The organism is Pandoraea pneumonica, from assembly GCF_049918595.1.
GTDB classification, from domain to species: domain Bacteria; phylum Pseudomonadota; class Gammaproteobacteria; order Burkholderiales; family Burkholderiaceae; genus Pandoraea; species Pandoraea pneumonica_A.
Genome location: NZ_JBNCRZ010000002.1, coordinates 27,759 through 41,149, shown reverse-complemented (window position 1 = coordinate 41,149; position 13,391 = coordinate 27,759). Strand labels below are relative to the sequence as shown.

Below are 13,391 nucleotides of genomic sequence, written 5' to 3'. Positions count from 1 at the left end.
TTGTTGAAGAAAACAGTGCCCCACGACGCCGTGCGTGAGCCGTCACCGAAAGCAGCAATCGCTGAGTGATGGGCAAACGTCAGGGCGCACGACGCCGCGTCGTGCACGGTCAGTGCACGTCGATCGGCCAAGGGGCGGTGTGGGAAAAACGCGCGCTCGCTTGAAGATGCGATGGGTGATCGCGAGGCGAGGCGTGCGTCGGGGAGCGGCGGCCTATTCGCGCAGAACGCGATACGTCGCGCGCCGAAGGGCGGACGTTGTCATGGGCGGGTGGGGTCGAGTCATCATGGCCCCGACTCTAGGAGCGCCAATTTGTAGCGTCAATGGAACAAATGGCGCAGGCAGTTGTTCTATCGGGAAATTCCCGAGGTCAGTGTTGTAGGAGAAGCACCATGGAGAATCCTGTTTGCAAGCCTGCGCTGGCGACACCCGGCGCGACGTTGCGGCGGTGGCGCGTATTGCGCCGGATCAAGCAGGCGCACGCGGCCGAGTGGCTCGGCGTTTCGCAATCGACGATATCGCGTTGGGAGGCGGGTACGTTGTCGGTGACGAGCGATGCGCTTGTGCGTATTGAAGCGCTGTTCGCGGCCCAGCACGACTCGGCCGCCGATGATGTGTTGAAGCGTTTGGTGACGCACGACTCGCGTGCGGTGCATCTCGTGTGCGATCACACGCATCGTTTGCTCGCGTGTTCGGCATCGCGTGCGGCGGAGTTTTCGTCGCCGTTGTCGATGTTGATGGGCGTGTCGTTGTGGCCGTACGCGACCGAGGCAATCGTGGCGCGTGAAGCGTCGTTGCGGGATGCCGGGTGGTATGAGCAGCGCGCGCCATCGATGGAATTCGACACGGGGAGCAACGATTCGGCCGAGGTGCCGATTCGGCCGAGCCGTTGTCGTTGGACGCGCATCACGCTTGGCGACGGCACAGTCGCGCGATTGGTCGAGACACTATGAGGTCCCTGAGCGTGGGCTACGCATAATTTATGCGTGGAGCGTGCTGATGGCACGACGTAAGCTATTGGGCTGATAAGGCATTAAACGAATGGTGACCGACATGACGCCTGAGCAAATCGAAGGCCGGCTCAATTTTCTGCGCACGTGCGAGCGCTTGAAGGATGTGCTGCGCAGTGGGTATACGGCTACGGGACGTCAGGAAAGTACGGCGGAGCACAGCTGGCGGCTGAGTCTGATGGCGCTGGTGTTCATGGATCAGTTGGGGGATGTGGACAGTGCGAAGGTATTGGCACTGTGTCTGGTCCACGATCTGGGGGAAGCGCTGGGTGGCGATGTACCGGCACCGGCGCAGATGGCCGGTGGCAGCAAAGACGAGATCGAGCGTCGCGATTTGTTGAAGATATGCGAGCCGCTCGATGCGCAGATGCGCGAGCAGATCGTCGGCTGGTGGGACGAGTATGCGCAAGCCGTAACGCCGGAAGCCCGTGCGGTGAAGGCACTCGATAAGCTCGAGACGATGCTGCAACACACGCAGGGCAAGAATCCGCCGGGCTTCGACTATGGGTTCAACTTGTCGTATGGCAGGCGGTACACGGACGCGACGCCGATGTTCAGTGCGATTCGAGCGCAGATCGATGAAGCGACGCGGGCACGGGCTGCGCAAGCGGAAAACGACGCATAACCGGGCGAAATCCCGAGCACCGCACGCCGTGAACGCCGTGAAATAGGTTTTTGATATACTCTTGCGCTCGCGAGACCCGTATCTCGCCCTCCCTGTAGTTCAATGGATAGAACGAGTGCCTCCTAAGCGCTAGATACAGGTTCGATTCCTGTCGGGGGGACCAGCCGGATGGGGCATTCAGCGTTTGCGGTGAAAAGTGTGTGTCAAATCACCGCTCGCATGGTCGTCGCTGATGCAGCAATTTCGTAGCATGCGCTATGCAAGCCCTCGGCCTCTATCGTTATCGGCGCCGAACTCGACCTGTAACACTCCCTTTGTTCCACAGGGCCGACAAGGCCACGCGAATGCCGAGTGGCATCTGCTCGACGAGCCTGAAGACGCTTGCCGATTTCTCCACCGATGAAAACTGAAAATACCTATCTTCGTCACATTGACGGACTGAGGGCACTTGCGGTTCTCTCTGTTGTCACCTTCCATGCGTTCCCCGCGGCAATTCCAGGAGGGTTCGTCGGTGTCGACGTCTTCTTCGTCATTTCGGGCTATCTCATCACCGGCATTCTGACCGAGCAACTCGAAAATCGTCGATTCAGCATTTTGGACTTCTACTCCCGTAGAGTCCGCCGAATTTTCCCAGCATTGATACTGGTATTGGCAACTTGCTTTGCTGTTGGCTGGTTCAGCCTTCTGCCAGGTGAGTACGGGCAACTCGGAAAACACATTGCAGGCGGTGCGACCTTCTCGTCGAACCTCATGCTGTGGCACGAGTCTGGGTACTTCGACGCGGCAGCCGAGACCAAACCGTTACTTCATCTGTGGTCGCTGGGGATCGAAGAGCAGTTCTACATCGTGTGGCCAATCCTCCTCTACGCGATGTGGGGCAAGCGCACCCGCTTGGTCGCTGTGCTCGTGGCGATTCTATGCGGGTCCTTCGCATGGAGCATCTGGACGACAGGAACGAATCCCACCGAGGCGTTTTACTCCCCGCTCACGCGCGCGTGGGAATTGGCCTGCGGCGCGTTACTGGCCACCCTCGCAAGACGCCAAGGCGGTGAGCGCGGATGGATGGCCGATCGATATGGATCTCTCGGAGCCGGCATCGGCGTCGCACTCATTCTCACGGCCGTCTCGCTGCTGAACAACACCAGCCACTTCCCAGGCTGGTGGGCACTCCTACCGACCGTCGGTGCCGCAATGATCATTTGGGCAGGCCCAGATAATCTGGTGAACCGCCGACTCCTCTCCAATCGACTGATGGTCGGAATCGGTCTCGTCAGCTACCCGATGTATCTCTGGCACTGGCCGCTGCTGTCGTTCGCTCGAATTATGGAAGCCGGCACGCCCTCATGGCGCCTTCGTACCCTATTAGTCGCCACCAGTTTTCTGCTGGCGTGGCTTACATACCGGTACGTCGAATTGCCCGTAAAAAAGTCGAGGCTAAAGATATCGACTGCAATTCCACTCGCGGGCGCCATGGCGGTCCTTGGCGCAGTCGGCAGTGCCATTTACCTCGACGGCGGAGCGGCGTCACGATACCCAGCGGCCATTCAGGTAATCGCAGATTTCAAGTACGAATACACCGTCGACGCACGATTCCCAGATTGCTGGCTCGGTGAAAAGATGGCACCCGATGCCTTCTCTTCTAAGTGCTTCGCCCCCGTCGACGGCAAGCGGAATTTCCTGCTTTGGGGGGATTCGCATTCCGCCCGACTATATCCAGGCTTAGCCAAGGTGCTGGCTCAGCGCGGCGTTAACGTCATGCAAACATCGAGAGACAGTTGCCCCCCTGTGCTGCATCGAGGTGGGTACGCAAACTGCAAGTACGGAAACGAATTTGTGCTTTCTCGGCTCCACGACCTGAACATCGACACGGTCGTACTTTTTGCCGCCTGGGGGCGTTACGCCATCGACTGGGAAAACAACATGCCCGCGAGAAAGGACATGGCAGACACCATCGCCGCGATCCATGCTCAGGGAATCAAGAAGGTCGTTGTGATCGGACCAGCACCGGAATGGCCGGACGCGCTGCCGAAGCTCGTTTATCGCCGATGGGAAGCCGACTACCCTGCGCATCGAATTCCTGAGCGGCTGAACCTGAAATTAGTCGAAGGCACCGTTCAGTCTGACATCGCACTCGCAAAAGTAGTCCCCGAGATGGGGGCTACATTCATCCCGTTGATGAGTGGCCTGTGCAACGCGCGAGGATGCCTAACCCACACGCCAGGGGCGCCAACCGAGCTGATGACGTGGGACTACGGCCACCTGACGACGCCAGGGGCGATCTATATTTCTAAGATGATCGAAGCTCAGATCCTGTAGTCCTCGTCAACGCCAGCGCCGAAAGCAGGACAGTTCAGGTGCCATTCTTGTCGAGCGACCAGAAATTAGTTGGCCAATGTTCGATACGCCCGCGTTTTGGAGCTTCCGACATCGACGGGCTGCGAGCACCCTGCCAACTCGGGACGCGAACAACGCCCGTTCTGGCAGGCCTCCTGATAGTTGACACGGCGTGCCGTGAGATCCGGGCCCTCGATCACATAGGCGCTTTTATCGGTCCACGCCCCGGCCTTCGCCTTATCGCTTCCCCACAACAGACACGTCCCCGTCTGACCGTTCTCCGTGCATCGCCATGCCGTAATGATCGCCGCACGGCCATTGCAAATTCCACCCTCTGCATAGGCCTGCGCAGTCCCCGATGCCATCATCAGAACACCAGCCAAACCTGCCATTGCCATCAAGCCATTTGCTCGTCGTGCCATCGTAACGCGCTCCATATTTCCGTATCCGTAAAATTCCCCCGGGGGACATTCGAGCGCTTTCGTTAGCACTTCATTAATCGCGTTTTTCCTGCTTATCTTACGAATCAAGCGTTTGCAGAGCCTAACAAATTCCCTGTTGCGCATTCATGAATGGCAACAAAATGGTGTGCATTGCAACAACGAGTTCCCCGGCACAACACCCCGAAACCCTTACCAGTATTGGTTCTCAACGGTGTCGCATTGCTGAACTATGGATTACCCCTAATCTTTTCCTAATCCAAAAAGAAAAATCGCGTTCATCCGTTCGTAATCCCCGCTATTTTTAACAGGATTGCCACCTATCTCCGATGTGCTGGCAGGCAGCGCCAGCAGTATGGACTTCGACGGGTTGGACCGCACCATCGGTAGCTCGGCCGATGGCTCGCTCGACCTTGTTGATATGCACTCCTACGCATCTCACTGCGATTTCGTCGATCGTTTCGTCTTAGCGTCCTACAGACTGCCCCGGCAAATATTTTGCCCGCAGGCAAACGAATCGGCCGCCTCGGCAAAGGCGTGTCGTCATGCGACTCCACATGCTCCCCTATCATTTCTCACGTGCCTGCCAGGCTTTATGCAGGCGTCACGCTGCCGCCGTCGCCCGCCATCAAGTGCCTCGGCGCGGTTCCTTCGCCGGATTGCCCATTCTCGACGCCGGGATTCGCATGACGAAGCCTTCGCCACGCACATCATCGACCTGCCCGACCAAGGCAGCGAACACCCCACTCCCTGACAACACTCACGCTATCGCCCACGCGTGGGCACAAGTCGGCGCCGCGCTCAGCCCCTATCCCGATTGCCCCTTGCCGACATGGACAGGGGGCGGTGACACGCTGCATCAGCACCTGATCGTGATCGCCAACGCCCATGAGGCTGACATCGTGGGCCAGTTGCGCCATTTGGAGACGGCGGCATCGCGGTTCGGCAAGGTGGGGTTCGTGGGGCCTGCCAGCGTGAGGCGACTCGTGGAATGGTCGCTCGGCGAGCGCGTGGTAGTCCTCTCTCGCATGCCGCGCGACGTCTCCGACTGGGATCTACGCTGCACACTCGGCGCGCTGGCACGCGCACTCGGCCCGCACGCGGCGGCGGCCCACGACGGCATGGCGCACCTGCGAGTCGCAGCAACGTGCGCGCGGCACTGGCGCGACCGACTGGCCGCTTCGGCACAGCATGGACTTTGTGTTGGGATTGCCTGGCCCGGTGCATCGAACCTCACACCGCTAAACCCGCTGAGCCTGCTGCTCTCAGTCCCCGGCGTGTCGTGGGTGCCGCTCGGCACGCACGATCATCCAATGCCCACTGACACGACACCGCCCCCCCACGTCGACTGGATGGATTGGCGTGCCGACTGCGACGATCTCGCGGACGAAGCCGCACTCGTCGACAATCTCGATCTCGTGATTTCGCTGGATATCGCCCGCACCCACCTCGCGGGCGGGCTGGGCGTGCCGGTTTGGCATGTGGACACAACTGTGCAGCCGGCTGTCGCCGGGTATGCCCAAATGCGCTTATTCTGCGCGGCGGCACGCAACGACTGGCGCGGTGCCGTCGAGGCGGCGGCACAAGCGTTGCACTCGCTATCCGCCGAATTTCAAGGCTGGTCGAGGTAGACCGACGTCCACCGACCAACCAAGTCGCCCGTGCGCCCCAAGCCGTCTATATCGCTTATGCCGCCCAGCGATCGCCGACCTGTGCGGTCTTTACCCACGCCATGAATGCCGCGGCTTCCGGGGTGTCGGCCGGGGCGGACCAGTTCGCATAATCCGCTTCGACAAACGGCCGATACGGGCCGTGTTTCGCTTCGAAAATCACAGCGCCCGGGTCAAGCGACAGCACTGTGTGATGCACATTAATCGGCGACTCGATAACGAGCGTATCTTCGCCGAGTACTTTGCGCTCAGTGACAACACCGGCTTCATCGAACGTCAACACAACGAAGCGGCCACGCAATGCGGTAAGCAACTCCCACGTATGGCGATGCAAATGCGGACGAATATAGGTGGCCGGCTCCATGGCGATCGCCAGGCGCTGAATCGGATCGTCCAGCGCCTCGTGCAGATTCTGATTCATACGCAGACGCGGCGACTGCTCGGCTTGCTGGGTCAGCGCATCGAGCGCTTCGGTGGACAACGTTTTCATATCGGAATCGTGGGGAAATATCGCGCTTATTGAGAAGTTGCAGGGCGCTGAGGTGCAAAGTGTATCAAACCGCCGTCGCGAACCGCGGTATCGGGCCGCCCATAAAAAAACCCGCCTTGCGGCGGGCTTCTTCAACTTCGCATTCCTTTGCGCCACAGTGGCGCAACGGCATGCTTAGTACATCTTCTTCTTCAGGGTCTGGCTGCGCAGACGCTTACGCAGACGGGCCACGGCAGCAGCCTTCTTGCGCTTGCGCTCAGCCGTCGGCTTTTCGTAAGCCGCACGTGCCTTGACTTCCTTGATCAGGCCCGTGCCATCGATGGCGCGGCGGAAACGACGCAGTGCGACTTCAACGGGTTCACCGTCTTTGATAACGATCTTGGTCATGCAATAACTCGTATAGTGAATCGGCTCAGAGAGCCGGAATATTAACTACCGCGCAAAGATACCCTTCACCGCCCTGCCGGAGATTCCTCCTGCCAGGCGCGACGAACGGACTTGCCACGGACTGCACTACACCACATCTGGCGGGACCGCGACTCACCTCCTCGGCGATCTCCCGATTGGCATTTGATGTCCATATTCGCTGCCGGCGCCTCTGCGCTGGCCTCGAACTGCACACCCCGCCTTCCAGACTGGCTGAATGGGTTGACTGATGGCGAAACCGCACTCTTCGTTCGTCACTGAGTACAGTTTCCCCGCGATGCCCAAATTTTGGACAAGGTCGGGATTATACACACAAAGTGCGTGAATTGCACCCGTTTTGCGGCCCCACGATACAAATGGGCTCCGGCGACTGGCGTCGGAGCCCATTTAGGCAGTGATAGGCGGGAAAAACGCGGCGAAACGGCACGAAACCGCCTCGTCGCAACCGCCTTCTCCGTTCAGGCCGAAACCGGCCTCAGCCTGTGATGCTTAGAACTTGTGGCGCACGCCAGCGGTAACAGCGATCTGCGACTGAGCGCCGGTGCCCGTCGGGCCACCCACGTTGTCGATCGCGGCCACGATGGCATCGCCCGTCGCGCGTTGATAGACGGCGGCGATGTACGTTTCCGTACGCTTGCTGAGCGAGTACACACCACCGGCATTGACTTGGAACCAACGCGGCTTCGTGCCCTTGGTGATGCCGGTCAGTGCCGTCGCACCGCCCACGCTGCCATCGCTGTACACGAATGCCAGACCGCCCAGCAGGTTCGGCGTGATCTGGTACTTGCCGTTCAGTTCGAACGTGTTCACGCGAATCGACGATTGGTTGACGTAGTTGACCTTGGCGTAGCTGTACACGAAGCCAACGGTCGCGGCCTGAATCTGGTACGACACACCCGCAGCGGCGATGTCGTGCTTGGCGACGGTGCTCGTGTAGAAGATGTCGGTTGCGCTCGAATAGTCGTTGCTCACGGCACCGTTGCCGTTGACCGTGCCCGGACCTGCCAGGTGCATGTAAGCGGCAGCCGCGGTCAGCGGGCCGTTAGCGTACGAAGCACCCAGGCTCCATGCGCTGTTGTTCGAGAAGCCCGTGCCGCCGCCGGTGTTCGGCTGGTTGCTGAAGCCGTACAGTGCACCGAACGAGAACCCGTTGTAGTTCACGCTCGTGTACTTGACCGAGTTGCTCACGCGGAACGAGTTGTACAGGTTGTCGATGTCGCCGACGTGGGCGCCGTATTGCGTGGCCCACTGCTTGGCCGACGTGATCGGGCTCACGAAATCGACCACGGAATCATACTGGCGACCGATCGTGACCGTGCCGGCTTGCGTGCTCGACAGACCGACATACGCTTGGCGGCCGAACATGCGGCTGTTTTGCGACATCGTACCGTTGGTCAGGCTGAAGCCGTTTTCCAAGACGAACACTGCCTTCAGACCGCCGCCCAGATCTTCCGAACCCTTCAGGCCCCAACGGTTGCCCTGACCGATGCCGCTCACGGCTTGAATGTTGTGCGCGCCCTTGACGTTAGCACCCACGCCGCTGGCGACGTTGTTCACATAACCGATACCGGCGTCGATCACGCCGTAGAGCGTCACGTTGCTTTGGGCCATGGCCGGAGCGGCCACTGCGAAGCTGGCGAGGGCCAGTGCCGTAAGTTGGAAGCGCTTCATTCTTATCCTCTTTGATAATGATTTTTAGAATTCTTGTCCGCTGTGCGGATATCTCCTGTCACTGCCGGTTGCCACGTGCCCCGTGACACGGATTGCTGCAACCGCATATGCAATGGAGTACTCACCAAATGACTTGCGGTGCTTTCCTTATGAGGGAAAAGCACCGCCGGTCATTCGCAAGCGGGTGCATTCTGACACGAGAAAGGGCCGCTTCGCACGCAAGTGGTGCGATTGCAACACTCGTAATTTGCAACATATGCGAGCCCATTCGCATTGCTTCGGTGAGCGTGATATCGGCTATTCGATCAGCCGCATGACACGTCGCGAGACGACGTTGACCGTATCTGCACGGCGCATTGAAGCGGGCCGAAAAAAAGAAAACGGCGCGTCGCCGATATGGCGCGCGCCGTGTATTTTTCAGCGGGAATTTCAGCTGAAATTGCGAGAGGCTGACGCGCAACTTTCGCGTTACACGCCCCAACTTCGACGGCGGGACCCAGCCGATGACTCAGGCCGCGCCGCTCGTCGATGCCGTTTTCAGCGGCTTTGCGGCAGCCGTACCTACGGGCGCCTGTTTTGCCGGCTTGACGACTTTGCGCAACTTGGCCGGCTTGTCGGGTGTCGAGGGCGTCGAGGGTTTCACCGGCTTGATGGCCTTGGGCGCTTTGGGCGCTTTCGCGGCCTTGGCGGCCTTGGCGGGCTTCGCGGGCTTCGCGGGTTTCGCTGGCTTTACGGCCTTCGGCGCCTTATCCGATTTGGCCGACTTGGCAGCAGCGGACACGACCTTTGCCTTAGCGGCGGCGTTGCGCGCAGCGGCGGCGAGTTCAAGATCGATGGTGTGCTTGAGGCCTGCAATGACGGGTTCTGCGAGATCGTCGGCGAAGTGATCGAACCAGCGCTTGGCTTGCAGGAGTTTTTTGCCGCCGAGGCGCTGCTTGTGGCCTTCGTCATGCGCCAGTACTTTGGCGGACAGTCGTGCACGGCCTTTTGAGAGCCGCTCGAGAACGGTGATGATGGTGAACCCGCGATGCGACGTCTTCTGCTCGGCAGACATACTGGCCTCCTGATGTGTTCGCCTGACGGCGAGCCCGGATCGGATAAATGCCACGACTACGTTCACGTGGATGCAAGGATCGTATCACGCCGAAAACGGCCTGATAGCGGGGACGCTGCCGAGCAAAGCTTCAGTGAGAAAAGCGGGGACACTACAGGTAGGACACGCGGAAACGAAAAACGCCCCGAAAGGGGCGTCTCGCAAACTGCTAATACAGCAGGGAATTTCTGGTCGGAGCGATAGGATTCGAACCTACGACCCTCTGATCCCAAATCAGATGCGCTACCAGGCTGCGCTACGCTCCGACGAAGAGGGCGAATTGTAGAGGGTTCTTGGCGCTGCGTCAAATAGACTCTAAGATTCTGCGTGTTTTCCCCGCCGTGGGCTGCCACAATGCCCTTGCTGCGGTTGGTGCATTCCCCATCACACGCCACCACACACACGCCGCACCAGTCTCGCCGACGGTCACGCCGCCGCCACGAAAACCCGCCATAGTGGGAGGTTCAACATGTCCGAACCCGTGTCGATGAACCTGATTCTCTGGCGTCATGCCGACGCCGAAAACCTGCCCGCCACCCTCGCCCTCAGCGCACAAGCCGACCTCGCCCGCGAACTCACCGAACGCGGTCGCAAACAAGCCGAAAAATCCGCCCAGTGGCTGCGCGCCCGATTGCCCGAGGACACGCTTATCCTCTCCAGCCCCGCCGTGCGCGCCGTCCAGACCGCGCAAGCCCTCACCCCCAGCCCCCGCATCGTGCGCGACCTCGCCCCCGGTGCCAACGCCATGACCCTGCTCGGCGCCATCGACTGGCCCGGCACCGCACAGAACGTCGTGATCGTCGGCCATCAACCCGCCCTCGGCCAACTCGCCAGCCTCCTCCTGAGCGGCCAGGAAGCCTACTGGACCATCAAGAAGTCCGGCATCTGGTGGCTCGCCTCACGACGCCGCGAAGACGAAAGTCAGGTCGTCGTGCGCGCCGTCATCAATCCCGATTTACTTTGATTTCAACCGCGTCCGATTGCCGCAGGAAAGCCCCGGAAATGGCCTGCCCACGGCCTTCCGCTTGGGACCTGCTGCGTGACAACTCGCGTTTTGTCATAGAATTGTCGCCTCCCGTTCACGGAATCGACATTGATGCTTTTTAAAGTACGTCGCAACGCGACCGTCACAAAAAGGGCCTTTATGCGCGACCTGCCGAACCCCACCATGCCGCTCTCTTCGCTGACCCCTACGTCGCGGAGGCGTCTTCCTCGCCCTGAAACGCCTGTCAAACCGAATCTGGCTGTGGCGTGGGCACGCGACGAAAGCGAACTTCGAGAAGCCCAACGCCTGAGATATCAGGTCTTCGCCGAAGAAATGGGCGCATCGGTAAAAGGCCCGGCAGGCCTGGACGTCGACGAATACGACCAATATTGCGATCACCTGCTCGTGCGCGATCAGGATTCGCTCAAGGTTGTCGGCACCTACCGCGTATTACCCCCCGACCAAGCCAAACGCCTCGGCCGTCTGTACTCCGAAGGTGAGTTCGACCTCTCGCGCCTCGACCATCTGCGCCCCAAGATGCTCGAAACCGGCCGCTCGTGCGTGCACCACGACTACCGCAACGGCGCCGTCATCATGGCCCTCTGGAGCGGTCTCGCAGAGTACATGGTGCGCCACGGCCTCGAAACGATGCTCGGCTGCGCCAGCGTGCCGATGGCCGACGGCGGACACTACGCCGCCAGCCTCTATCGCAAGCTGCAAGACAGCGATGGCGCCATGGCCCCGGCGGAGTACCACGCCGTACCGCGTATCGCCCTGCCGATCAACGAGCTGCAATCGGGCCTCGATGTCGAACCGCCCGCACTCGTCAAGGGCTACCTGCGTCTCGGCGCCCGCATCTGCGGCGCACCGGCCTGGGACCCCGATTTCAACACGGCAGACTTCCTCACGATGTTCCGCCTGTCCGATATGAATCCGCGCTATGCGCGACACTTCCTCGGACCTGAACTGCTGAACAAGCTCAAAAGCGCCTGATAAGGCCCCCCCCCAACCGATTCAGTCCCCGTCGAAAGGGACAAAAAAAGCCCGGCAAATGCCGGGCTTTTTCATTGGGACCAACGAAAGGCGTATCAGGACTCCACAAGCCAGCGCGACTTCACGCGTACACCACCTTGTAGCGCTGCCCGATCTTCTCCCACTCCTGCGCCTCACGCTGCAAGCTGTAATCGGTCAACGGGTTGGCATCGATCCACGTGCGCGGCACAGACACTTCAAAACCATCATCCAAGCGATTGACTTCGATACGCTCAGGCAACGCATCGATACGGCGGCGACAGAACAATACCGCCAGCCGCAGACAGAACAGCAACTGCCAATCGACCTGCTGCGCCTGCGACGCCAGCTTGCCCAACTTGCCCACGTGCCCCAACAGCAACTCGGCAAGGCGCGCCTGATCGGGGCGCGAGAAGCCGGGCATGTCCGCATTGCTGCCGATGTACGCCGAATGCTTGTGATACGCGCTGTGCGAAATCGACAACCCCATCTCGTGCAACGACGAGGCCCAGCTGAGCAGCGCTTTGCCCTCTTCACGTCCGTCGTCTTCGTCTTCCGCACCAGCGACCACCGGCAACTGTCGATAAAGGTCGATCGCCAGACGCCCGACGCGCTCCGCCTGCGCGCGATCCACGCCATAACGGCGCACAAACTGCTCAACCGTCACGGCACGCATATCCTGATGCTGCGTACGGCCCAGCAAGTCGTACATCACGCCCAAGCGCAAAGCCGCATCGGTCGTTTCCATATGATCGACTTCAAGCTCATTGAAGACCGACAACATGATCGACAAACCACCCGGCAATACCGGAATGCGGTCCTGCTTCAGTCCGGCCAATTTCAATCGATTGGCGTTTTCCGCCTTGATTAGCGCCCGTTTAAGCCGCTCAAGACCGCCGCGCGTAAGGCCGTGCACGCCACCGTCGTTAAAACCATTGGCTTCCAGCAATTCGGCCAATGCACGCGCCGTGCCCGAAGAACCGATGGCCTGCGACCACCCTGCTTCGCGGAACGCGGCAGAAATGATCTGAATCTCACGACGCGCGGCAAGCTCCGCCTGCTTCATCGCATATTCGTCGACATTGCCGCTCGGAAAGAACAACCGGCTATGACTCACGCAACCGATATACAGACTCTCCATAATCAGCGGTTCGTAGTCCTGACCGATAATAAATTCCGTCGAACCACCGCCGATATCCACGACCAGCCGATTACCCGGACACGTCGGCACCGAATGCGCCGCACCCGCATAGATCAACCGCGCTTCTTCACGACCAGCAATCACTTCGATGGGAAACCCGAGCGCACGCTGCGCTTCACCGAGAAAGTCCTGCGCGTTCTTCGCCACACGCAGCGTGTTGGTCGCCACTGCGCGTACTTGATCGGGGTGAAAGCCCCGCAACCGCTCGCCAAAGCGCTTGAGCACATCCCAGCCGCGTTGCTGCGACGGGTGATCGAGGTACTTTTCCGCATTCAGGCCGGCGGCAAGGCGCACCGGCTCGCGCAGCGCATCGACCTGATAGATCTGCGTGCCGGCGGAAGTTTCCTCCACCCGGCCGATGATCAGGCGAAAACTGTTCGAGCCGAGATCGACGGCCGCTAATAAAGGCGAAGGGGTACTCATGTGGGGGTGCGC

The 13,391-nt window shown here is 60.1% G+C and carries 12 protein-coding genes and 2 tRNA genes; 7 read left to right on the top strand and 7 right to left on the bottom strand.

The features are described from left to right. Positions 1–392 precede the first annotated feature (392 nt). From ACPWR9_RS06770 to ACPWR9_RS06755, 4 genes are all read left to right on the top strand, one after another. Complete coding sequence (locus tag ACPWR9_RS06770) at positions 393–953, top strand: helix-turn-helix domain-containing protein (protein WP_426297881.1); 561 nt, start codon at positions 393–395, stop codon at positions 951–953. A gap of 100 nt (positions 954–1,053) precedes the next feature. Continuing rightward, the gene (locus ACPWR9_RS06765; protein ID WP_426297883.1) at positions 1,054–1,635 is read left to right on the top strand and encodes an HD domain-containing protein; all 582 of its coding nucleotides are present in this window, start codon (positions 1,054–1,056) and stop codon (positions 1,633–1,635) included. 88 nt (positions 1,636–1,723) lie between these two features. After that, positions 1,724–1,798 (top strand) — tRNA-Arg (locus ACPWR9_RS06760). Positions 1,799–2,034: 236 nt separating this feature from the next. After that, the gene (locus ACPWR9_RS06755) at positions 2,035–3,951 is read left to right on the top strand and encodes an acyltransferase family protein (RefSeq protein WP_426297885.1); all 1,917 of its coding nucleotides are present in this window, start codon (positions 2,035–2,037) and stop codon (positions 3,949–3,951) included. Positions 3,952–4,016: 65 nt separating this feature from the next. On the opposite strand, the gene ACPWR9_RS06750 is transcribed toward ACPWR9_RS06755, so the two are convergent. Further along, a complete protein-coding gene (locus ACPWR9_RS06750; protein ID WP_426297887.1) occupies positions 4,017–4,391 on the bottom strand; it encodes a hypothetical protein in 375 nt (124 codons plus the stop codon). 704 nt (positions 4,392–5,095) lie between these two features. Between ACPWR9_RS06750 and ACPWR9_RS06745 the strand changes: the two genes are divergently transcribed. Then, positions 5,096–6,040 (top strand): hypothetical protein, encoded by a 945-nt coding sequence (locus ACPWR9_RS06745; RefSeq protein ID WP_426297889.1) that lies wholly within the window; start codon positions 5,096–5,098, stop codon positions 6,038–6,040. A 55-nt stretch (positions 6,041–6,095) separates the two neighbouring features. Here ACPWR9_RS06745 and ACPWR9_RS06740 read toward each other — a convergent pair whose 3' ends face one another. The 5 genes from ACPWR9_RS06740 to ACPWR9_RS06720 form a co-directional block, all read right to left on the bottom strand. Then, positions 6,096–6,569, bottom strand: coding sequence for a WbuC family cupin fold metalloprotein (locus tag ACPWR9_RS06740; protein ID WP_426297891.1), 474 nt, complete (start codon positions 6,567–6,569; stop codon positions 6,096–6,098). Positions 6,570–6,743: 174 nt separating this feature from the next. Further along, positions 6,744–6,956: a 30S ribosomal protein S21 gene (gene rpsU, locus ACPWR9_RS06735; RefSeq protein WP_010806331.1), complete on the bottom strand. Its 213-nt coding sequence runs from the start codon at positions 6,954–6,956 to the stop codon at positions 6,744–6,746. Between the two features lie 528 nt (positions 6,957–7,484). Continuing rightward, a complete protein-coding gene (locus ACPWR9_RS06730) occupies positions 7,485–8,666 on the bottom strand; it encodes a porin (protein WP_426297893.1) in 1,182 nt (393 codons plus the stop codon). Between the two features lie 508 nt (positions 8,667–9,174). Continuing rightward, the gene (locus tag ACPWR9_RS06725; RefSeq protein ID WP_426297895.1) at positions 9,175–9,720 is read right to left on the bottom strand and encodes a hypothetical protein; all 546 of its coding nucleotides are present in this window, start codon (positions 9,718–9,720) and stop codon (positions 9,175–9,177) included. 228 nt (positions 9,721–9,948) lie between these two features. After that, positions 9,949–10,025 (bottom strand) — tRNA-Pro (locus ACPWR9_RS06720). A 221-nt stretch (positions 10,026–10,246) separates the two neighbouring features. Between ACPWR9_RS06720 and ACPWR9_RS06715 the strand changes: the two genes are divergently transcribed. Both ACPWR9_RS06715 and ACPWR9_RS06710 read left to right on the top strand, forming a co-directional pair. Next, positions 10,247–10,723 carry a SixA phosphatase family protein gene (locus tag ACPWR9_RS06715; protein ID WP_150681736.1) on the top strand — a complete coding sequence of 159 codons (477 nt, stop codon included), beginning with the start codon at positions 10,247–10,249 and terminating at the stop codon, positions 10,721–10,723. A 180-nt stretch (positions 10,724–10,903) separates the two neighbouring features. Next, entirely contained in the window at positions 10,904–11,737 is an 834-nt protein-coding gene (locus ACPWR9_RS06710; protein WP_426297897.1) for a GNAT family N-acetyltransferase, read from the top strand. A 121-nt stretch (positions 11,738–11,858) separates the two neighbouring features. On the opposite strand, the gene ppx is transcribed toward ACPWR9_RS06710, so the two are convergent. After that, complete coding sequence (gene ppx / locus ACPWR9_RS06705) at positions 11,859–13,379, bottom strand: exopolyphosphatase (protein WP_426297899.1); 1,521 nt, start codon at positions 13,377–13,379, stop codon at positions 11,859–11,861. Between the last annotated feature and the right edge of the window lie 12 nt (positions 13,380–13,391).

Coding starts and splice junctions, on each gene's coding strand:
- ACPWR9_RS06770 (WP_426297881.1), top strand. CDS start 393: ATGGAGAATCCTGTTTGCAAGCCTGCGCTGGCGACACCCGGCGCGACG.
- ACPWR9_RS06765 (WP_426297883.1), top strand. CDS start 1,054: ATGACGCCTGAGCAAATCGAAGGCCGGCTCAATTTTCTGCGCACGTGC.
- ACPWR9_RS06755 (WP_426297885.1), top strand. CDS start 2,035: ATGAAAACTGAAAATACCTATCTTCGTCACATTGACGGACTGAGGGCA.
- ACPWR9_RS06750 (WP_426297887.1), bottom strand. CDS start 4,391: ATGGCACGACGAGCAAATGGCTTGATGGCAATGGCAGGTTTGGCTGGT.
- ACPWR9_RS06745 (WP_426297889.1), top strand. CDS start 5,096: ATGACGAAGCCTTCGCCACGCACATCATCGACCTGCCCGACCAAGGCA.
- ACPWR9_RS06740 (WP_426297891.1), bottom strand. CDS start 6,569: ATGAAAACGTTGTCCACCGAAGCGCTCGATGCGCTGACCCAGCAAGCC.
- rpsU (WP_010806331.1), bottom strand. CDS start 6,956: ATGACCAAGATCGTTATCAAAGACGGTGAACCCGTTGAAGTCGCACTG.
- ACPWR9_RS06730 (WP_426297893.1), bottom strand. CDS start 8,666: ATGAAGCGCTTCCAACTTACGGCACTGGCCCTCGCCAGCTTCGCAGTG.
- ACPWR9_RS06725 (WP_426297895.1), bottom strand. CDS start 9,720: ATGTCTGCCGAGCAGAAGACGTCGCATCGCGGGTTCACCATCATCACC.
- ACPWR9_RS06715 (WP_150681736.1), top strand. CDS start 10,247: ATGAACCTGATTCTCTGGCGTCATGCCGACGCCGAAAACCTGCCCGCC.
- ACPWR9_RS06710 (WP_426297897.1), top strand. CDS start 10,904: ATGCGCGACCTGCCGAACCCCACCATGCCGCTCTCTTCGCTGACCCCT.
- ppx (WP_426297899.1), bottom strand. CDS start 13,379: ATGAGTACCCCTTCGCCTTTATTAGCGGCCGTCGATCTCGGCTCGAAC.